The organism is Actinomadura viridis (assembly GCF_015751755.1).
Lineage (GTDB): Bacteria > Actinomycetota > Actinomycetes > Streptosporangiales > Streptosporangiaceae > Spirillospora > Spirillospora viridis.
In genome coordinates this window covers 4,933,770-4,953,047 of the sequence record NZ_JADOUA010000001.1, presented here as the reverse complement: position 1 = coordinate 4,953,047, position 19,278 = coordinate 4,933,770, and the positions used below count along the sequence as shown (strand labels likewise).

General features: G+C 73.3%; 19 protein-coding genes and 3 tRNA genes. 12 read left to right on the top strand and 10 right to left on the bottom strand.

What is annotated here, in order from left to right; translation table 11 throughout:
- The first annotated feature begins 30 nt into the window (after nt 1-30).
- The 3 genes from IW256_RS22885 to IW256_RS22875 all read left to right on the top strand — a co-directional run bounded on the left by IW256_RS22885 (nt 31) and on the right by IW256_RS22875 (nt 3,516).
- A complete protein-coding gene (locus IW256_RS22885; RefSeq protein WP_307829008.1) occupies nt 31-1,395 on the top strand; it encodes a cytochrome ubiquinol oxidase subunit I in 1,365 nt (454 codons plus the stop codon).
- A gap of 3 nt (nt 1,396-1,398) precedes the next feature.
- Nucleotides 1,399-2,412 (top strand): cytochrome d ubiquinol oxidase subunit II, encoded by a 1,014-nt coding sequence (locus tag IW256_RS22880; protein ID WP_197012926.1) that lies wholly within the window; start codon nt 1,399-1,401, stop codon nt 2,410-2,412.
- A gap of 207 nt (nt 2,413-2,619) precedes the next feature.
- The gene (locus IW256_RS22875) at nt 2,620-3,516 is read left to right on the top strand and encodes a putative protein N(5)-glutamine methyltransferase (RefSeq protein WP_197012925.1); all 897 of its coding nucleotides are present in this window, start codon (nt 2,620-2,622) and stop codon (nt 3,514-3,516) included.
- 259 nt (nt 3,517-3,775) lie between these two features.
- Here the strand turns inward: IW256_RS22875 and clpX are convergent, their stop codons facing one another.
- On the bottom strand, nt 3,776-5,086 hold the full coding sequence (gene clpX / locus IW256_RS22870; protein ID WP_197012924.1) for an ATP-dependent Clp protease ATP-binding subunit ClpX: 1,311 nt from the start codon (nt 5,084-5,086) through the stop codon (nt 3,776-3,778).
- A 48-nt stretch (nt 5,087-5,134) separates the two neighbouring features.
- Nucleotides 5,135-6,349, bottom strand: coding sequence for a cytochrome P450 family protein (locus IW256_RS22865; protein ID WP_197012923.1), 1,215 nt, complete (start codon nt 6,347-6,349; stop codon nt 5,135-5,137).
- 101 nt (nt 6,350-6,450) lie between these two features.
- On the opposite strand from IW256_RS22865, the gene IW256_RS22860 reads away from it, so the two are divergent.
- The 3 genes from IW256_RS22860 (at nt 6,451) to IW256_RS22850 (ending at nt 9,530) form a co-directional block, all read left to right on the top strand.
- Nucleotides 6,451-7,641, top strand: a complete 1,191-nt coding sequence (locus tag IW256_RS22860) for a TetR/AcrR family transcriptional regulator (protein ID WP_197012922.1) — start codon at nt 6,451-6,453, stop codon at nt 7,639-7,641.
- Nucleotides 7,642-7,741: 100 nt separating this feature from the next.
- Nucleotides 7,742-8,611, top strand: a complete 870-nt coding sequence (locus IW256_RS22855) for an SAM-dependent methyltransferase (protein WP_197012921.1) — start codon at nt 7,742-7,744, stop codon at nt 8,609-8,611.
- 106 nt (nt 8,612-8,717) lie between these two features.
- Nucleotides 8,718-9,530 carry an SAM-dependent methyltransferase gene (locus tag IW256_RS22850; RefSeq protein WP_307829007.1) on the top strand — a complete coding sequence of 271 codons (813 nt, stop codon included), beginning with the start codon at nt 8,718-8,720 and terminating at the stop codon, nt 9,528-9,530.
- Nucleotides 9,531-9,603: 73 nt separating this feature from the next.
- On the opposite strand, the gene IW256_RS22845 is transcribed toward IW256_RS22850, so the two are convergent.
- Entirely contained in the window at nt 9,604-10,224 is a 621-nt protein-coding gene (locus IW256_RS22845; protein ID WP_197012920.1) for a methyltransferase family protein, read from the bottom strand.
- Between the two features lie 287 nt (nt 10,225-10,511).
- On the opposite strand from IW256_RS22845, the gene IW256_RS22840 reads away from it, so the two are divergent.
- Complete coding sequence (locus IW256_RS22840; RefSeq protein WP_197012919.1) at nt 10,512-11,174, top strand: TetR/AcrR family transcriptional regulator; 663 nt, start codon at nt 10,512-10,514, stop codon at nt 11,172-11,174.
- A 35-nt stretch (nt 11,175-11,209) separates the two neighbouring features.
- Here the strand turns inward: IW256_RS22840 and IW256_RS22835 are convergent, their stop codons facing one another.
- From IW256_RS22835 to IW256_RS22820, 4 genes are all read right to left on the bottom strand, one after another.
- Nucleotides 11,210-12,388, bottom strand: coding sequence for an MFS transporter (locus IW256_RS22835; RefSeq protein ID WP_197012918.1), 1,179 nt, complete (start codon nt 12,386-12,388; stop codon nt 11,210-11,212).
- A 192-nt stretch (nt 12,389-12,580) separates the two neighbouring features.
- A tRNA-Val gene (locus IW256_RS22830) sits at nt 12,581-12,655 on the bottom strand.
- A 30-nt stretch (nt 12,656-12,685) separates the two neighbouring features.
- Nucleotides 12,686-12,756, bottom strand: a tRNA-Cys gene (locus IW256_RS22825).
- A gap of 26 nt (nt 12,757-12,782) precedes the next feature.
- Nucleotides 12,783-12,854, bottom strand: a tRNA-Gly gene (locus IW256_RS22820).
- A gap of 130 nt (nt 12,855-12,984) precedes the next feature.
- Here IW256_RS22820 and IW256_RS22815 point away from each other — a divergent pair.
- The 3 genes from IW256_RS22815 to IW256_RS22805 are packed head-to-tail and all read left to right on the top strand — an operon-like array spanning nt 12,985 to nt 15,480.
- Nucleotides 12,985-13,668 carry an ArsR/SmtB family transcription factor gene (locus tag IW256_RS22815; RefSeq protein WP_197012917.1) on the top strand — a complete coding sequence of 228 codons (684 nt, stop codon included), beginning with the start codon at nt 12,985-12,987 and terminating at the stop codon, nt 13,666-13,668.
- Nucleotides 13,665-14,693: a chorismate-binding protein gene (locus IW256_RS22810; RefSeq protein WP_197012916.1), complete on the top strand. Its 1,029-nt coding sequence runs from the start codon at nt 13,665-13,667 to the stop codon at nt 14,691-14,693. The genes IW256_RS22815 and IW256_RS22810 overlap by 4 nt, the downstream gene beginning before the upstream one ends.
- 19 nt (nt 14,694-14,712) lie before the next feature.
- Entirely contained in the window at nt 14,713-15,480 is a 768-nt protein-coding gene (locus tag IW256_RS22805) for an aminotransferase class IV (RefSeq protein ID WP_197016485.1), read from the top strand.
- A gap of 6 nt (nt 15,481-15,486) precedes the next feature.
- On the opposite strand, the gene IW256_RS22800 is transcribed toward IW256_RS22805, so the two are convergent.
- Together IW256_RS22800 and IW256_RS22795 are read right to left on the bottom strand one after the other, a co-directional pair.
- Nucleotides 15,487-15,804: a DMT family transporter gene (locus IW256_RS22800; RefSeq protein ID WP_197012915.1), complete on the bottom strand. Its 318-nt coding sequence runs from the start codon at nt 15,802-15,804 to the stop codon at nt 15,487-15,489.
- A gap of 38 nt (nt 15,805-15,842) precedes the next feature.
- Nucleotides 15,843-16,586 carry an SDR family oxidoreductase gene (locus tag IW256_RS22795; RefSeq protein WP_197012914.1) on the bottom strand — a complete coding sequence of 248 codons (744 nt, stop codon included), beginning with the start codon at nt 16,584-16,586 and terminating at the stop codon, nt 15,843-15,845.
- 127 nt (nt 16,587-16,713) lie between these two features.
- On the opposite strand from IW256_RS22795, the gene IW256_RS22790 reads away from it, so the two are divergent.
- Nucleotides 16,714-17,379, top strand: coding sequence for a TetR/AcrR family transcriptional regulator (locus IW256_RS22790; protein WP_307829006.1), 666 nt, complete (start codon nt 16,714-16,716; stop codon nt 17,377-17,379).
- Nucleotides 17,380-17,440: 61 nt separating this feature from the next.
- Complete coding sequence (gene sthA / locus IW256_RS22785; RefSeq protein ID WP_197012913.1) at nt 17,441-18,844, top strand: Si-specific NAD(P)(+) transhydrogenase; 1,404 nt, start codon at nt 17,441-17,443, stop codon at nt 18,842-18,844.
- 1 nt (nt 18,845) lies between these two features.
- Here the strand turns inward: sthA and IW256_RS22780 are convergent, their stop codons facing one another.
- Nucleotides 18,846-19,262, bottom strand: a complete 417-nt coding sequence (locus IW256_RS22780; protein ID WP_197012912.1) for an SsgA family sporulation/cell division regulator — start codon at nt 19,260-19,262, stop codon at nt 18,846-18,848.
- Nucleotides 19,263-19,278 lie beyond the last annotated feature (16 nt).

Here is a 19,278-nt window from a genome sequence, read left to right as displayed (position 1 = left end):
CGACATGGCGATGCCGGCGGGGGCGGGCCGGTGAGCGGCCCGGTGGCGGCCGCCGCGACCGAGGCCGACCTGCTGGCCGCGCGCACCCAGATGGCGCTGTCGCTGGGCTGGCACATCGTGCTGGCGTGCCTGGGCGTGGCCATGCCCGCGCTCACCCTGCTGGCCGAATGGCGCGGGCACCGGACCGGCGACGACCACTACCGGCTGCTGGCGCGGCGCTGGGCACGGGCGATGGGGGTGCTGTTCGCGGTCGGCGCGGTGTCGGGCACCATCCTGTCGTTCGAGATGGGCCTGCTGTGGCCGGGGCTGATGGGCACCTACGGCGAGGTCATCGGGCTCCCGTTCGCGCTGGAGGGGGTCGCGTTCTTCATCGAGGCCATCTTCCTGGGCATCTACCTGTACGCCTGGGACCGGCTGCCGCCCGTGCCGCACATGCTCTCGGGGGTCCCGATCGTGATCGCGGGCGTGGCCAGCGTGTTCTTCATCGTGTCGGCCAACGCGTGGATGCAGCAGCCCACCGGCTTCACCGCCGAGGGCGGGCGGATCGTGGCGGTCGAGCCCTGGCGGGCGATGTTCAACCCCGCCACCCCGCCGCAGACCGTGCACATGATCCTCGCCGCGTTCATGGTGGCGGGGTTCCTCGTCGCGAGCGTGTACGCCGTGGCCATGCTGCGCGGGCGCCGGGACCGCTACCACCAGGTCGGCTTCCTGCTGCCGTTCACGGTGGCGGCGGTCCTCACGCCGGTGCAGATCGGCGTGGGCGACTGGGCGGCGCATTTCGTGGCGAGCAACCAGGAGGTGAAGCTGGCCGCGATGGAAGGGCTCTACCCAACCGGACGCGGCGTCCCGCTGCACCTGGGCGGAGTCGTCATCGACGGGGAGCTGCGGTACTCCCTGGACATCCCCTACGGGCTGTCGCTGCTCGCGCACTGGGACCCCAACGCCGAGGTGACCGGGCTGAACGAGGTCCCCGAACAGGACCGGCCGCCGGTGAACATCGTGCACTGGGCGTTCCAGATCATGGTGGCGATCGGGTTCGCGCTGCTCGCGCTGGGGATCTGGCTCGGCGTGTACTGGTGGCGCCGCCGGGAGCTGCCCCGGACCCGGTGGTTCCTGCGCGCGTCGGCGTGCGCGGGCGTGGCCGCCGTGATCGCGCTGGAGGCCGGCTGGGTCGTGACCGAGGTCGGCCGCCAGCCGTGGATCGTCTACCAGGTGATGCGCACCTCCGAGGCGGTCAACCCCGCGCCCGGACTGGTGTGGGGCTTCGTCCTGCTGTGCGTGGTGTACCTGGTCCTGACGGTGGCGACCGTGTACGTGATGCGGCGGCTGGCCCGCGCGACGCCCGTTCCCATCGCCCCGCAGGAACGCGACGTGACCGAGTACAAGGTGGTCTGACCCATGCCGCTGCAGGAGATCCTGCTGGCCGTGCTGTGGGTCGGGCTGACCGCCTACGTGCTGTTCGGCGGCGCCGACTTCGGCGGGGGAGTCTGGGACCTGCTGGCCGGGGGCGCCGAGCGGGGACGGCCGCAGCGCTCGCTGGTCGAGCACTCGATCGGCCCGGTGTGGGAGACCAACCACGTCTGGCTGATCTTCGTCCTGGTGATCACCTGGACGGGGGTGCCCTCGGTCTTCGCCGCGATCGCCTCGACCCTCTACATCCCGCTGACGCTCGTCGCGATGGGCATCATCGCGCGGGGCGCCGCGTTCGCCTTCCGCAAGGCCAGCACCGAGCCGTGGCAGCAGCGGCTGTTCGGCGCCACCTTCGCCTTCTCCTCGCTGGTCACCCCCTTCTTCCTCGGCACGGTGGCCGGCGCGATCGCCTCCGGCCGGGTTCCGCCCGGCATCGCCAAGGGCGACCTGGTCACCAGCTGGGTCAACCCGACCTCGCTGATCAGCGGGGCCCTGGCCGTCGGGACCGCCGCGTACCTGGCGGCGGTCTACCTCACCCGCGACGCCGAACGGGGCGGCCGGACCGAACTGGCCGAGCAGTTCCGGCGCCGCGGACTGATCGGCGGGGCCGTGGTCGGGGTCCTTTCGGCGGGCGGCCTGGTGGTGCTGCACGCCGACGCCCCGCGGTTGTTCACGGAGCTGACCACCGGACGCGGCCTGCCCCTGCTCGTCCTGTCGGTCGTGGCCGGGGTCGCCTCGCTGGCCCTGCTGTGGTGGCGCGTCTACCTGGCCGTACGCGTGACCGCGGCGCTGGCCGTCGTCGGGCTCCTGTGGGGATGGGGCCTCGCCCAGTACCCCGAGCTGCTGCCCGGGGTGAGCCTCCGGCAGGCCGCCGCGACCGACACGGTCCTGGCCTCCGTCCTCGGCGCCCTGGCCTTGGGGGCGCTGTTGCTGCTGCCCTCCCTGTGGTGGCTGTACTCGACGTTCCAGCGGGGCGAGGAAAGCCCTGCGGCGTCCGAATAGGCCCCGGTCCGGACGGGCGCCCGCCGCCCGTTCGCCCGCTGGTACTGTTTCCCTGCTCCGCACAGGACGTCCAGGGGAGGTGAGACCCGTTACCGCAAGATCATCGAGTCGGGTGCTCGTCCCCTACGGCCGCCCCGTCCTTTAGAGGACGGCCGTCCGGAGAGGCGGCCGCGGGAGAGCACCCCGACGGCCTCCCGAAAGGTTTCCATGCCGGAAATTCCGTCCGAATCCTCATCGCTTTCCTCCACGCCTTCCTCAGCGCCGCCTTCCTCGCCTTCGGCACCGGGCTCCGCCTCGCCCGGCCCGCCGCCCGGCATCGTCTCCCGGCTGCGCGCGGCCGGCTGCGTCTTCGCCGAGGACGAGGCGCTCCTGCTCGCCCGCGCGGCCCGTACGCCCGCCGATCTCGACGCCCTGGTCGAGCGGCGCGTCGCCGGGCTCCCCCTCGAACAGGTCGTCGGCTGGGCCGAGTTCTGCGGGCTCCGGGTGGCGGTGGAACCGGGGGTCTTCGTGCCCCGGCGGCGCACCGAGTTCCTCGTCCGCGAGGCGGTGGCCCTCACGCGCGAGGCCGGCGCCGGGCGGGGCCCGCGGACCGGTCCCGCGGTCGTCGTCGACCTGTGCTGCGGCTCGGGCGCGGTGGGCGCCGCGCTGGCCGCGTCCCTGGACCGGGCCGAGGTGCACGCCGCCGACATCGACCCCACCGCGGTGCGGTGCGCCCGCCGCAACCTCGCCCCCGCCGGCGGCCGGGTCTACGAGGGCGACCTCTTCGAGCCGCTGCCCGCCGGGCTGCGGGGCCGCGTCGACGTCCTGGCCGCCAACGTGCCGTACGTCCCCACCGGCGAGGTCGACCTGCTGCCCGCCGAGGCCCGGCTGCACGAGCCGCGGGTGGCGCTCGACGGAGGCGAGGACGGCCTCGCCGTGCTGCGCCGGGTGACGGCCGCCGCGACGGGCTGGCTGGTGCCCGGAGGCAGCCTGCTGTTCGAGACGAGCCGCCGCCAGGCGGCGCAGGCGGTCGAGGCCGTGGCCCGCGGCGGGCTCGTCCCGATGCTGGCCGGGTCCGAGGAACTGCACGCCACCGTCGTCATCGGGACCCGGCCCTGTCTCTAAGTCCCGGCCTACGGCGCTCGCCTGGCGGCTCGCGCCTCACCGGGCCTTGGCGAGCGCGGCATCGCTTCGCGATCTGCCCGGTGAGGCTCGCCTCCGGCATCGCCCCACCGGGCAGCCAACGCGCTCGCGCTGTGGCTGAGGCCACTTCGAGGACAGGCCCTACCAGGCCCTTCGAGGACGGCGGCCCCGCCGGGCTCCGCTGACCGGGCGCCGTCCGGGGGAGGGGCGACTCCCCTGGACGGCGCCTCAGGCGGACGTGTCAGGCGGACTCCTCGCGGGGCTCCTCGCGGGCCTCCTCCCCGAGGCCGGAACGCCCGCGCGGGATCAGGGTCGGGTTGACGTTGCCGAGCACGGCCGCACGGTCGATCACGACCCTCGTCACGTCCTCCCGGCCCGGCACCTCGTACATCACCGTGAGCAGGAGCTCCTCGAGGATCGCGCGGGCCGCCCGGGCGCCGGTGCGGCGCAGCAGGGCCTGCTCGGCGATGGCGCCGACGGCGTCCGGCGTGAACTCCAGCTCGACCCCGTCCAGCTCCAGCAGCCGCTGGTACTGCCTGATCAGGGCGTCGCGGGGCTCGGTGAGGATGCGGACCAGCGCGTCGCGGTCCAGGGGCCGGACCGCCGACACCACCGGCAGCCGGCCGACCAGCTCGCCGATCATGCCGTACTCGACCAGGTCCGCGGGCATGACGCCGGCGAGCGGATCGGCGTCCGCCGGGGGAACGGGCACCGGGCGCGCCGGGGTGCCGAAGCCGATGGCCCGGACCCCGGCCCGGCGCCCGATGATCTCCTCCAGGCCGGCGAACGCGCCGCCGGCGATGAACAGCACGTCGGTGGTGTCGATCCGCAGGACCTCCTGGTGCGGGTGCTTGCGCCCGCCCTCGGCCGGCACCCCGGCGACCGTGCCCTCAAGGATCTTGAGCAGTGCCTGCTGGACGCCCTCGCCGGAGACGTCCCGGGTGGTCGACGGGCCCGCGCCCTTCCGGGCGATCTTGTCGATCTCGTCGATGTAGACGATGCCGGTCTCGGCCCGCCGCAGGTCGTGGCCCGCGGCCCGGATCAGCGCGAGCAGGATGTTCTCGACGTCCTCCCCGACGTAGCCGGCCTCGGTGAGCGCGGTGGCGTCGACGATGGCGAACGGGACGTCCAGGAGCCGGGCGAGGGAACGGGCGAGAAGGGTCTTGCCGCAGCCGGTCGGGCCGATGAGCAGGACGTTGGACTTGCCCAGCTCCACGCCGCCGTCCCGGTCGCCGGACCGCCCGGAGACCGGGCCTCTCGCCCGGACGCGCTTGTAGTGGTTGTAGACCGCCACCGACAGCGTCCGCTTGGCCGCCTCCTGCCCGACCACGAACCGGTCGAGGAACCGGTGGATCTCCCGCGGCCTCGGCGGATCGCCCGCCCCGGCCGCGCCGGGGTCGTCGTCCTCGGCGGCGAGTTCGTTGCAGACCCCGACGCACTCGTCGCAGATGCAGTAGCCGTGCGGGCCGGCGATGAGCCTGCGCACCTGGTCCTGGCTCTTTCCGCAGAACGAGCACAGGAACGGGGCGCCGGGAGCACCGTTGTGCGCCACTCGGGGGATCTCCTCAGCGGGTCGGAAGCGTGATCGGGAAGGCGGGCGTCAGAGGGTCACGGGCAGGGACGTCAGCCGCCAGGCGCCCGGGTCGGGCGCCCGCAGGACCTCGCCCGGCGCCGCGGCGGGCGCGAGGCCGGGGAAGCGGCGCAGCAGCGCGGTGAGCGCGACCTCGGTCTGCGCGCGGGCCAGCGAGGCGCCGAGACAGAAGTGCGGCCCGTGACCGAAGCTCAGGTGCCCCGCCGGGCCCGCCTCCCGGCGGACGTCGAGCCGGTCCGGGTCGGTGAACGCCCGGGGGTCGCGGTTGGCGGCGGCGATCGCGACGGTGACGGCGTCGCCCTCGCCGACCGGCACGCCCCCGATCCGGACGTCCTCCCGCGCGAAGCGGGGGACCGACAGCAGCGCCGGGCCGCACCAGCGGGTCAGCTCGTCCACCGCGCGGGGCACGAGCCCGGCGTCGCCGCGCAGCGCGGCCAGCTGGTCCGGACGGGCGAGCAGGGCCTCCACCGCGTTGGAGATGAGGCCGACCGGTGTCTGCCCCGCGATGACCAGGTGCCAGATCAGCGTGACCAGCTCGTCGTCGCCGAGCCGGTCCCCGTCCTCGGCCTGGGTGCGGAGCAGGTCCGAGACCAGATCGTCGGCGGGCTCCTCGCGGCGGCGCGCGACCGCCGCCTTGGCACCGTCCATGATGCCCGGGATCGCCTTGGCGAAGTCGGGGCCCGAACCCGCCGCGACGGTGGCCCCGTACTCGCGCCACCGGGGCCGGTCGTCGGCGGGGATGCCGACCAGCTCGCAGATCACCTCGATCGGCAGGGGCCGGGCGAAGTGCGCGAGGAGGTCGACCTTCCCGCCCCCGGCCCGGGCCTCCAGGTCGTCCAGCAGCCCCTCGACGATCGGTTCCATCCGCTGCCGGAAGCCCTCGGCGCGGCGGCGGGTGAACGCGGGGGAGACGAGCCTGCGCAGCCGGGTGTGCTCGGGCCCGTCCATCTCGCCCATGGTCCGCATGTACGGCAGGCAGTCCTCCGGGACGTCGGGCCGCAGGTAGCTCCCGGAGCCGAGCGCGAACCGCGGGTCGCCCAGCATCTCCCGGGCGTTCTCGTGCCGCGTCACCGCCCACATGGTGCCGAACCCCGGCGCCCGCAGCAGGGCCAGCGGGGAGCGCTCACGGGCGCGGCCGTAGGCGGTGAACGGGTCGCGGATCACCTCGGGGTCGGCGAGGTCGATCTCGGGAACGCCCGGTGCGTCGGTGCCGCCGGCGGTCATGGCCTCGCCCCATTCCAGATGGTCGAAACATATGATCTCATCATTTGAATGCCGACGGTATCTTGGATCGGCGCTGACGGCAACGCGGGACGAGAGGGACGATGGGGCGGCTCACCAGGGCGGAGACGCAGCGGCTCAACCGCGCCGGGATCCTGGCCGCCGCCCGGGAGGAGTTCGCCGAGCGCGGCTTCCGCGATGCCAAGATCGACGCCATCGCCGACCGGGCGGAGCTCACCCGCGGCGCGGTCTACTCCAACTTCCCCGGCAAGCGCGCGCTCTACTTCGCCGTCCTCGCCGATCTCGCCGAGCGCACGCCCAAGCCCCCGCCCGCGGAACCGCCCCGCACCGCCCGGGAGGCGCTCGGCGCGTTCGCCCGCGCCTGGGTGACCCGGCTTCCCCTGGCCACCGACCGGCGGCACGGCGAGGCCAGGCTCGGCATGGACCTGTTCCCCGAGGTGCTGGCCGACGAGCGGACCCGCCGCCCGTTCGCGCAGCTGATGAAGCTCGACGCCCTCCTGCTCGGCCTCGCCCTCGAACGGCTGCGCCCGCCCGGCCCGTCCTCGCCCGGCCCGTCCTTCCCAGGCTCGTCCTTTCCCGGCTCGCCCTTCCCTGGCTCGTCCTCCTCCGGTGCGGCCGGTCCGCCGTGGGAGCGGCCCGGCGGCCGGATGATCCGGGTGGCCGAGGCGGCGCTCACCACCCTGCACGGCGCGAGCCAGATGGCCGCCGCCGCGCCCGGCTTCGTCGAGCCGTTCGACATCGTCGGCGCCTGCGAACGGCTCACCGGCCTCGACCTGGGCGACCGCTGGCCGCAGCCGCAGCTGGTCCCCCCGGCCCACCCCGCCGACGAACCGTGGTCACCGCCGCCCGCCACCGACCTGATCACCGGCGCCCCCGCACCGCTCACCGGCGACGGCGTCGTCGCGATCCTCGGCCTGCACCGGCTCTCGGGCGCGGAGGCCGCCGTCCGCGCCGCACCCCCGGGGTCCGAGGTCACCGTCGTCATGGTCACCGCCGACCCCGCCGAACTGGCGCCGCTGGCCCGGCTGGCCATCGCCGACCTGTGCGTCTGCCTGCACCAGGCGTTCCCGCCGGCGGCGCTGCCCCGGCTGCGGGTGGTGTGCGACGAGCGGGGAGCCGTGGCCGCGGCGGCGGGGGTGCCCGCGGTCGCCGACGCGACCGAGGTCGCCGTCCGCGTCCGGGCCGGCCGGATCATCACCCGTGCCGAGGGGCTCGGCGCCTGCCACGCCGCCGCGGCGGCCCGCACGCGGGAGGCGCCGGTGCGGGACCGGTGAGTTCCCCGGCGGGCGATCGGAAAGGGCACCGGCGAGGCGGTACGGCGGATGGACCACCGCGGCGCGGTCGTGTGGTCCGGTGCGCCGGGACCATGGGAGGATGGGGCTCCGAGCGCCCCCATTACCAGCCGAGGTCTTGGTGACAACTGACCCCGTTCCGCCACCGAACTTCGACAGTAAGCCCTCACCTGCGAGAATGTACGACTATTTTCTCGGCGGCAAGGACAACTTCGAGATCGACCGCGAGGCCGCCGACAAGGTCAAAGTGGCCGTCGGCGAGATGATGTGCCACGGCATCGTCTGGGAGAACCGCCGTTTCCTGCAGCGTGCCGTGCGCTACCTCGCCGAGAACGGGATCGACCAGTTCATCGACCTGGGGACCGGTCTGCCCACCGTGGGCAACGTGCACGAGGTCGCGCAGCGGATCGTCCCCCGGGCCCGGGTGGTATATGTCGATAATGACCCGATTGTCCTGGCCCATGGCCGTGCCCTTCTGGCGACCAATTCCACGACCACCGTCATCACCGCCGACGTCCGCGATCCGGAGGCGATTCTGGGCCATCCGGACCTGCGCGCCCTGATCGACTTCTCTCGCCCGGTGGCCGTGCTCGCCATCGCGCTCTTCCATTTCGTCCGCGACACCGAGGACCCGTCCGGAATTCTGCGCGCTTTCCGTGACCGCCTGCGTCCGGGCTCCTTTCTGGCGCTGTCGCACCTGACCACCGACGGCCCGCCGGCCGATGAGGTCGCGCAGGTCGTGGACGCCTACAAGGGGGCGACCAGTCCGATCGTGTTCCGTCCCCGCGCCCGCATCGAGGCCCTCTTCGACGGCTTCGAGCTGGTGGAGCCGGGTCTGACCCGGCCGTGGAAGTGGCACCCCGGATTCGGGCCCCAGGGGCCCGAGACCGAGTGGCTCTTCGCGGGGGTGGGCGAGATGCCGGACGGCCCCCCGGGCGCCGCCCGCCGGTGACGGCGCGGTGGATTCGTCCGTAAAGGGCCCGATTTGGTAGCCCTTGGCGCGGGCCCCGTGGAAAGATGATCGTTGAACCATCCACGTACCAGCGCTGAGGTCTTGAGTGAGCACTGACGGCGATACGCTTCCGAGCTTCGACAGCAGCAAGCCCTCGCCCGCGAGGATGTACGACTATTTTCTCGGTGGGAAGGACAATTTCCCTGTCGACCGCGAGGCCGGTGACAAGGTCAAGGCCGCCGTCGGCGACACGATGTCCCACGGCATCGTCTGGGAGAACCGCCGTTTCCTGCAGCGTGCCGTGCGGCACCTCGCCCAGAACGGGATCGACCAGTTCATCGATCTCGGCACCGGGCTGCCGACTCAGGGCAATGTCCACGAGGTCGCCCAGGAGGTAGTCCCCGAGGCGCGGGTGGTGTACGTCGACAACGACCCGATCGTCTCGACCCATGGCCGTGCCCTTCTGGCGAGCAATTCCTCGACCACGGTCATCACCGCGGACGTCCGCGATCCGGAGGCGATTCTGGGCCATCCGGACCTGCGCGCCCTGATCGACTTCTCCCGTCCGGTGGCGGTGCTGTCGATCGCCCTGTTCCACTTCATCAGCGACGACTACGACCCGCCCGGCATCCTGCGGAAGTTCCGCGAGCGGCTCCTACCCGGCTCGTGCCTGGCGCTGTCGCACCTGACCACCGACGGACCGCCGGCCGATGAGGTCGCGCAGGTCGTGGACGCCTACAAGGGCGCGACCAGTCCGATCGTGTTCCGTCCCCGCGCCCGCATCGAGGACCTCTTCGACGGCTTCGACCTGGTGGAGCCGGGTCTGACCCGGCCGTGGAAGTGGCACCCCGAACTCGGGCCCCAAGGCCCCGAGACCGAGTGGCTCTACGCCGGCGTCGCGAAGCTGCCGGCCGCCTGAGACCCGTCCCGGGTAGAACACGTCACCCGTGCACGACAGCGGCGCCCGCCGATATCGGCGGGCGCCGTTGGCGCTACAGCGGCGTGCGTTCGGTCCGGAGGCGACCCAGGCCGGGCAGGAAGCGCCCGACGGCCACCGCGTAGCGCGCGTAGGCGTCGCCGTGGAACCGCAGGAGGTAGGGCTCCTCCACGGCGCGGACCTGGATCTCGATGGCGGCGACGGTGAGCGCCAGCCCCCCGAGGGTGACCGGGTTGGGCACCATCGCGGCCAGACCTGCGGCCGTGACGATCATGGTGGTGAAGATCGGGTTGCGGGCCAGGGCGAACGCGCCGCCGGTGACCAGGGCGGTCCGTTCGGTCTCGTCCACGCCGATCCGCCAGGAGGAGCCCATCGACCACTGGGCCGCGAGGGTCGCGGCCAGGCCGAGCAGGGCCAGGACCGTGCCGGTGACCTGGACGGCGGGCCGGTCCAGGACGGCGAGGGGCGGGAGCCCGGCCAGACCGGCGACCGGCCCCGCGGCCCCGACCGCCAGCGCGCCGGCGAAGAGCAGGCGGGCCCACCACTGGAGGGTGCCGGGGCGCAGCCCGCCCCCGCGGAATCCGGCGTCGCCGGTGCGTCGCCGCTGCAGCAGGCTGCGCAGGCCGAACGCCAGGGCCAGCCAGATCAGGTAGAGGGCCAGCGCGGTCGCGGCCATGATGACCTCCTCGGGAATGGGGGCCGGGGACGAGGTCGTGCCCGGCGTGGGTGTGGTTCGCGGGACGCTGGACGGCATGATTCGGCGCGGCGGGGGAGAGGTGGAGAATCATTCCTTCAGCGTGATCGATCGTGATATCGCGATGATATGACGAACTCATGGTCACTTGGCAAGTCCTTCACGATCCGCCCGGAGCGGGGGAGGAGGGGCCGCTCGTCCACCGGCCGGTGCCGGGAGGCGCCTGTATCGTCGGACCGTCGAGACGGGCGATGACAGCGAGGACAACGATGAGCACGCACCCGCCGGGCGCTCCCCCGCCCCGTCGCCTGCGGAAGGAGCCCGACGAACGGCGCGACCAGATCCTGGCGTGCGCGCGAGAGCTGTTCAGCAGCCGTCCGTACGGAACCGTCTCCAACACCGAGATCGCCGCCGCCGCGGGGGTCAGCCGAGGGCTGCTCAACCACTACTTCGGCACCAAGCGCGACCTGTACCTGGCCGCCGTGAGCGAGATGATGAGCGTCCCGCCGATCCCCGTCCCGGCCGCCGCGGAGGGCGCCGGCCTCCGCGAACGGGTGGCGCAGAGCATCGGCGCCTGGCTCGAACTCCTCGAACGCAACCGCGAGACCTGGGTCACCGCCCTCGACACGATCATCGCGGGGGGCGACGAGGACCTGGAACGGATCCTGCAGGAGGCGCGCGACCGCGCCGTCGACCATATGACCGAGGTCGTGGGGCTCACGCCCGTCGCCCGGACCCATCCCGAGCTCCGGGCTGCCTTCCGCGGCTACTCCGCCATGGCCGAGGCCACCACGCGGGAATGGCTCAAGCGGAAGCTTCTGACGCGGGAGCAGGTGCATCTCCTCCTGGAAGAGGTCCTGCTGCACCTGATCGAGGAGGTGCTACCGCGCCTGACCCGCGCCGCGCAGGCATCGTCCCCGGAGCCCGAGTGAACGGGCGCCCGGCCGCCCGGCGCCCGTTCGCCGGGCTATGACGGCGCCGGCCAGCGGCGGCGGCCGGTCACGGCCGTGACCGTCAGCGGGATCGTGGCCAGCGCGGCGATCCCGAAGAGCAGCGCGTACCGGCCGTGCTGCGCCGGGGGCCCGGCGGCGGACGCCGCGAAGGAGCTCCCGATGAACAGGGCCCCGGCGAAGAGGGCGACCGCCGTCCCGCGCGCCTGCGGCACCACCGAGGTGGCCCATGTCTGCAACGACGAGTGCATGAACGACCAGCCGCCGCCCAGGAGGAGGGCCGTGACCGTCACGGTGGCCAGGGTGATCCGCCCGGCGACGATCCCGTACCCGAGGCAGATCTGGGCGCCGCCCACCGCGATGAGCCACCACACCGGCATCCGGCGGGTCAGCGCCTTCACCAGGCGGGAGAACACCACCACGCCGACGCCGTAGGCGGCGGTGGCGAGGCCGGCGGTGGCGGCGCTCACCCCTTCCGACTGCAGCGCCGCCGCCAGCAGCGTCATCGTGCCGAGCAGAACCGCGCCCTCCATGAAGGCCAGCCCGAACACCAGCAATGCCCAGCGTTCGCGCAGCACCTCGCGCAGATGCCCGCCCATTCCGGCGACCGGCGCCCGCGGCGGCTCCGGCAGCCTTCGCAGGGCGAACGAACAGGCCACCGCGCACACCGCGGGGACCGCGAACACCACCCGCCAGTCCAGAAACTGCGCCAGCACGCCCCCGGCGGCCGTGGCCAGCGCCGTCCCCAGCGCCGTCGCGGCCATCAGGTCCGACAGCGCCCGCTGGCGCTGCCCGTCGGCCACGGTGTCGCCCACGTACGTGAGCGACGTCGGTATCACGGCGCCGAAGCACGCCCCCGCGACGACCCGCGCCGCCACCAGCGACGTCAGGCCGGGCGCGAACGCGGCGAACAGCCCGGCCGCCGCCGCGACGAGCAGCGTCGCGCGCATGACCCGGACCCGCCCGATCCGGTCCGACAGCAGGCCCCACACGGGCTGGGACAGGCCGTACGCGAGGAAGTAGCCGCTCGCCACCGCCACGGTCGTCGCGAGCGGGGCGCCCATCCCGGAGGCGATCAGCACCAGCATGGGACTGATCGCGAACCGGTCGAAGCTGCTCACGAACGCCGCCGCCGAGAGGGCGGCGGGCGGGCGCGTGGCGGGGGGCGCGTCGGGCGGGTCCTGGCAGGTGGTCATCGGCGGGTCCTCGTCGTGGGGGAGCGCTCAATGATGACCCACGCGTCCCACGGCGCCTCCGCCGGGCGCCCCGTTCTCCACGGCCCCGGCGAGCCGAAGGGCCTTCAGGGCCCGAAGAGCCCCGGAAACCAGGAGAGCCCCGGAAACCAGAAGACCCCCGATCGGGACCTGTGTCCTGACCAGGGGGTCATGTGGTGGGCGATACTGGGATTGAACCAGTGGCCTCTACCGTGTCAAGGTAGCGCTCTCCCACTGAGCTAATCGCCCGCGAGCGAGCCCCGGAGGGCGCGTTCATCGAGGTGGAGACGGGATTTGAACCCGTGTACACGGCTTTGCAGGCCGTTGCCTCGCCTCTCGGCCACTCCACCAGAGCGAGACGGTTGCCTCACCTCAGAGCGGAAGACGGGATTTGAACCCGCGACCCTCACCTTGGCAAGGTGATGCTCTACCACTGAGCCACTTCCGCTTGTCCTGCTCGGGGCCGGAGCCCCTTGCGGCGACGGGGAAAACATTAGCGTGTTCCGGCCGCTTCCCCAAACCGGTTTCCCGGGACGCTTCGACGCGGGACGAAGGGTGGGCCGCTTAGGGTCGGACACATGACCGGATATCAGGCGGACATCGCGCCGGTCGCGGCCCTGATGGCCGACCGGGCGCGGGCCGCGATGCTGACGGCGATGCTGGACGGACGGCCCCTGGCCGCGGGGGAGCTGGCGCGTACGGCCGGGGTGACCGCGCAGACGGCCAGCGCCCACCTGGGCCGGTTGCTGGACGGCGGCCTGGTGACGGTGGTCAGGCAGGGGCGGCACCGGTACTACCGGCTGAGCGGGGCCGAGGTCGCCGAGGTCATCGAGGCGCTGAGCCGCATCAGCGGGCCGGTCGAGATCCGGAGCCTGCGGCGGTCCCGGCAGGCCCGGCGGCTGCACCGCGCCCGCAGCTGTTACGACCACCTGGCCGGCCAGGCGGGCGTCGCCCTCTTCGCGGCGCTGACCGGGAACGGGCTCCTCGATCCGATGTCGTTCGAGGTGACCGGGAAGGGGCGGGACCGGCTGGAGGGGCTGGGGATCGACCTGGCGGCCCTCGGCCGGGCGCGGCGCCGGTTCGCGGGCGAGTGCCTGGACTGGACGGAGCGGCGGCCCCACCTGAACGGGGCGCTGGGCGCGGCACTGCTGACGCGGTTCGTCGAGCTGGGGTGGATCGAGCGAGCCCGCGACCGGGAACTGCGCGTGACGGAGGCCGGAGCCCGGGGCCTGTCCGATTCGTTCGGCTGCGTGCTGCCGTGAGGGACGCGTTCGCCTACGCCGGAGGGCGGCTGGCCACGGGACTGGCGGACCTGACCACCGACCTGGCGGCGCTGGAGTCCCGTGGCTGGTGGGCCGTCGTGGTGACCTACGAGGGCGAGGTGACCTGCGCCCGGTTCGAGCGCGTGGAGGAGGCCCCCCACCCGGGAGGGCGATGGACGGCGCCGGGGGAGTGGTCGAGCTCACTGGACGAGGCGGCCTACATGGACGGGGTCGGGCGGATCCGCGCGGCCATCGCCGACGGCGTCGTCTACCAGGCCAACCTGTGCCGGATCCTGTCGGCGCCGCTCGCGCGGGACGCCGACATCGCGGGGCTGGGCGCCCGGCTCGCCGCGCACCACCCGGCCCCGTACGCGATGACGCTGCGGGTCCCCGGCCTGGAGATCGCCTCCGCCTCGCCCGAGCTGTACCTCTCCCGCGACGGGGACGTGGTGGAGTCGCACCCGATCAAGGGCACCGGCCGTACGGAGGCCGACCTGCTCCCCAAGGACCGGGCCGAGAACGTCATGATCGTCGACCTGGTGCGCAACGACCTGGGCCGGGTGGCCGAGACCGGTTCGGTGACCGTGCCGCGGCTGTGCGCGCCCGAACCGCACCCGGGGCTGGTGCACCTGGTCTCCACCGTGCGGGCGCGGCTGGGCCGCGGAGCGGGGTGGCCGGAGCTCCTGCGGGCGACGTTTCCTCCCGGTTCGGTGACCGGCGCGCCCAAGTCCAGCGCGCTGGCCTTGCTGGATGAACTCGAACCGGCTCCCCGGGGCCCGTACTGTGGGGCCATCGGCTGGGTGGACGCGGACTCCCGGCGCGGTGCCCTGGCGGTCGGTATCCGGACGTTCTGGGCACGGGACGGCCTGCTGCGGTTCGGTACCGGGGCGGGCATCACCTGGGGGTCCGAGCCCGCCCGCGAATGGCGCGAGACCGAGCTGAAGGCGGCTCGGCTATTGGAGGTGGCTGCCGGTGACGGCGGGGGAAGGCAAGATCTGGCTGAACGGGGAGCTGCTCGACCCTGAGCGGGCCCGGGTGTCGGTCATGGACCACGGGATGCTCGTGGGGGACGGGGTCTTCGAGACGGTCAAGGCCCGGCACGGCGAGCCGTTCGCCCTCACCCGCCATCTGCGCCGGCTGGCCCGTTCGGCGGCCGGGCTCGGACTGCCCGAGCCCGACCAGGACGCGCTCGCGCAGGGCACGCTGGAGGTGCTGGCCGCCGCCCCGAAGTGGCCGCTGGCACGGATCCGGATCACCTTCACCAGCGGTTCCGGGCCGCTCGGCTCGGAGCGGGGCGCGGACGGCCCGACGGTCTCGATCGTCGTGGCGGAGCAGAAGCCGCTGCCGCCGGTGGCGGAAGTGGTGGTGGTCCCGTGGCCGCGCAACGAGCGGGGCGCGCTGAGCGGGCTCAAGACCACCTCCTACGCCGAGAACGCGCTGGCCCTCGCCCACGCGAAGGAGCGCGGCGGAGGCGAGGCGATCTTCGGGAACCTCGCCGGCGGCCTGTGCGAGGGCACCGGCAGCAACATCTTCGTGGTGCGCGGCGGGCGCCTGGTCACCCCGCCGCTGTCGGCGGGCTGCCTGGCGGGAGTGACCCGCGCCCTGGTCCTGGAGTGGTACGGCGGTGAGGAGGAGGACCTTCCGCTGGAGGAGCTCCACCGGGCCGACGAGGCGTTCCTGACCTCGACGACCCGGGACGTCCAGCCGATCCGGGCGGTCGACGGCAGGGCGCTGCCCGCCGCGCCGGGCCCGATCACGGCCAAGGCCATGGAGGTCTTCGCGGCCCGCGCCGCCGAGCTGATGGATCCCTGACCCCCGTCAGCCCTCGATGGCCTTCAGCCCGATCACACCGATCAGGATGAGGCCGAGGCAGGTCAGCCGTTGCGGGGACACGCTCTCGCCCAGGGCGACGATCCCCGTGACGGCGACCCCGAGCGAGCCGAGGCCCACCCAGACCGCGTAGGCGGTGCCGACGGGCAGGTCCCGCAGCGCCAACGTCAGCACCACCACGCTCAGCAGGCACACCGGCACGCCGATGACCGTCGGCCAGAGCCGGGTGAACCCCTCGGACTGCTTCAGCGCGGTCGCCCACACCAGTTCCATCAGCGCGGCCACGACCAGCAGGATCCAGGGCATGCTTCCGCTCCTCACACTCGTCTCGCCCGCGGGGCGGGTCACGCCGTGACGCCGCCGTCGACGGGGATCGCGGCCCCGGTGACGTAGGCCCCGCCGGGACCCGCCAGATGGGCGACCATGGCGGCGATCTCCTCGGCCCGCCCGTACCGGCCCAGGGCGATGAACGCCTTCTCGGTCTCGGACTCGGGGGAGCCGTCCGGGTTCATCTCGGTGTCGATCGAGCCGGGCTGGACGACGTTCGCGGTGATCCCGCGCGGCCCCAGGTCGCGGGCCAGGCCGCGGGTGAGGCCCAGCAGCGCCGACTTGCTCATCGAGTAGAGCGTCCAGCCCTCGTAGGGCACCCGTTCGGCCAGCGAGCTGCCGATGCTGATGATCCGCCCGCCGGGGCCCAGGTGCCGCGCCGCGGCCTGCGAGGCGACGAACACGGCCCGGGCGTGGACGGCCAGGGTCCGGTCCACCTCCTCCAGCGTGACGTCCTCCAGGGGGCCGTACGGGGCGATCCCGGCGTTGTTGACCAGGATGTCCAGCCGTCCCAGCTCGGCCGCCGTCCGGTCCACGGCCGCCACGACCGCGTCCGGGTCGGCGGAGTCGGCCTGGATCGCCGTCGCGCGCCGCCCGCCCGCCTCGATCTCGGCCACCACCTTCCGGGCGCGGTCGGCGGCGCGCACGTAGGTGATCGCCACGTCGGCCCCCTCTCCGGCCAGGCGGAGGGCGATCGCGGCGCCGATGCCGCGCCCGCCTCCGGTCACCAGTGCCGTCCTGCCGGCCAGCTGCTCTGCCATGTCGCTCCTATTCGGAAAATTCTCCGGTTACGTCCCGCCCACGCTAAGCGGAAAGTTCTCCGGAAGCAAGCGGCAACCGGAGAGTTCTCCGGCTCGATAGGGTGGGGCAGGTGGGAGGAGGTGCCTCGTGAACGGCGGCGACGGACAGGCGGGCGGGCGCGCGACCGCCGGCCGGGAGCGGCGCGACCTGCCCGTCCTGGGAGGACCTCGCGCCGAGCGGGCCGACGCCGCCCAGAACCGCCGCAGGATCCTCGCCGCGGCGGCCGGCATCCTCGCCGCGCGCGGCGTCGAGGCCCTCTCCATGGACGAGGTCGCCCGCGCCGCCGGGGTCGGCGTCGGCACCGTCTACCGGCGCTTCGGCGACCGGGCCGGGCTCGTGTACGCGGTGGTGGACGACCGCGAACGGGAGTTCCAGGAGCGCTTCCTCCAGGGCCCGCCGCCCCTCGGCCCCCCGCCACCGGGGGCGCAGGACGTCACGCCTCTCGACCGGGCGCGCGCGTTCCTGCATGCGCTCGCCGACCGTACCGAGGCCCAGTCCGAACTGCTGGAGGCGGCCGAGATGGACTCACCCGACGCGCGCTTCCGCGACGGGTGGTACACGCTCTACCAGCGCCACCTGACGGGGCTCATCACCCAGATCCGGCCCGGCGCCGACGCCGGCTACCTCGCCGACGCCCTGCTCGCGCCGTTCGCCGCCAACCTCTTCCGCTACCAGCGCCACACGCGCGGGATGGGCCTCGACCGCATCAAGGCCGGGCTGGACGACCTCCTGGAGGGCCTGGGGCGGCCCTGAGCCCGGACAGATCCGTCCGGGCCCTTCTGGGATGAGTCCCTTTCCGGTCAGACTGGGCGGTGTGAACGATTTCGATCTTCTCGTCCTCGGCTCGGGGCCCGGCGGGCAGCGGGCGGCCATCGCCGCCGCCAAGCTCGGCCGGCGGGTGGCCGTCGTCGACCGCCGCGACATGCTCGGCGGGGTCTGCCTCAACACCGGGACGATCCCGTCCAAGACCCTGCGCGAGGCCGTCCTCTACCTCACCGGCCTCAACCAGCGCGAGCTGTACGGGCAGAGCTACCGGGTCAAGGACGAGATCACGGTCGCCGACCTGGGCCTGCGCACCCGGCACGTGATCGGCCGGGAGGTCGACGTCGTCCGCAGCCAGCTCGCCCGCAACCGGGTCACCGTCCTGCAGGGCACCGGGCGCTTCCTGGACCCGCACGCGGTGGGCGTGACCGACGGCCGCGAGCGCGAACGCAAGGTCACCGCGGACCGGATCGTCATCGCCACCGGCACCCGCCCCGCCCGGCCCGGCACCGTGGAGTTCGACGACCGCACGGTGATCGACTCCGACGGCATCGTCGACATGGACCGGATCCCCGAGACCATGGTCGTGGTGGGCGCCGGGGTGATCGGCATCGAGTACGCCTCGATGTTCGCCGCCCTGGGAACCAAGGTCACCGTGGTCGAGCGGCGCGAGCGGATGCTGGAGTTCTGCGACCTGGAGATCGTCGAGGCCCTCAAGTACCACCTGCGCGACCTGGCGGTGACCTTCCGGTTCCGCGAGACGGTGGCCTCGGTCGAGCGGGTGGCTAACGGCACGATCACCGTCCTGGAGAGCGGCAAGCGGATCCCCGCCGACACGGTCATGTACTCCGCCGGCCGCCAGGGCATGACCGACGCGCTCGGCCTGGAGGCCGCCGGGCTGTCGGCCGACCGCCGCGGCCGGATCACCGTGGACCGCGACTACCGCACCGAGGTCCCGCACATCTACGCCGTCGGTGACGTGATCGGGTTCCCCGCGCTGGCCGCGACCTCGATGGAACAGGGCCGGCTGGCCGCCCACCACGCCTGCGGCGAGCCCGTGCCCGGCGTGCACGAGCTGCAGCCCATCGGGATCTACACCATTCCCGAGATCAGCTTCGTCGGCCGTACCGAGGACGACCTCACCGAGGCCAAGGTCCCCTTCGAGGTCGGCGTCTCCCGCTACCGGGAGCTGGCCCGCGGCCAGATCATCGGCGACTCCTACGGGATGCTCAAGCTGCTGGTCTCATCCGAGGACCGGCGGCTGCTGGGCGTCCACGTGTTCGGCACCGGCGCCACCGAGCTGGTCCACATCGGGCAGACCGTCATGGGATGCGGCGGAACCGTGGACTACCTGGTCAACGCCGTCTTCAACTACCCGACCCTCGCCGAGTCCTACAAGGTCGCCGCGCTGGACGCGATGAACAAGATGCGGCACATCGCCCGCCTCAGCGAGTGACTCAGGACCGCCAGAGCAGGTTCTCCAGCTCGACGTCGATGTCGATGAACTCGGTCTCGCGCCCGGCGGGCACCATCTCGTACGTGCGGTGCAGGAAGTCGGCCAGCGGCGACAGGGGCACCTCGAACAGGGCGTTCCCGAACGGTGAGGACAGCGCGATGTGCAGGATGTCCTCGCCGGCCCCGGCGGGCCGCACCTCCACGTCGCCGTCCCCGACCTCGCGCACGATGCCGACGGTGAGCAGCTCGCGAGCGAAGATCCACTCGACCGGCTCGTCCTCGCCGACGTAGAAGGCCATCCGGATGGCGTACGGGTCGTCGGCCGCGTACTCCAGCCCGGCGAGCAGGGGGACGGTCGTGCGGTCGGGGACGACGAGACGAAGGCCCAGCTCGGCTGAGACGGTGGTGCTGCTGTCCATGGCCATTCCTTCAGAC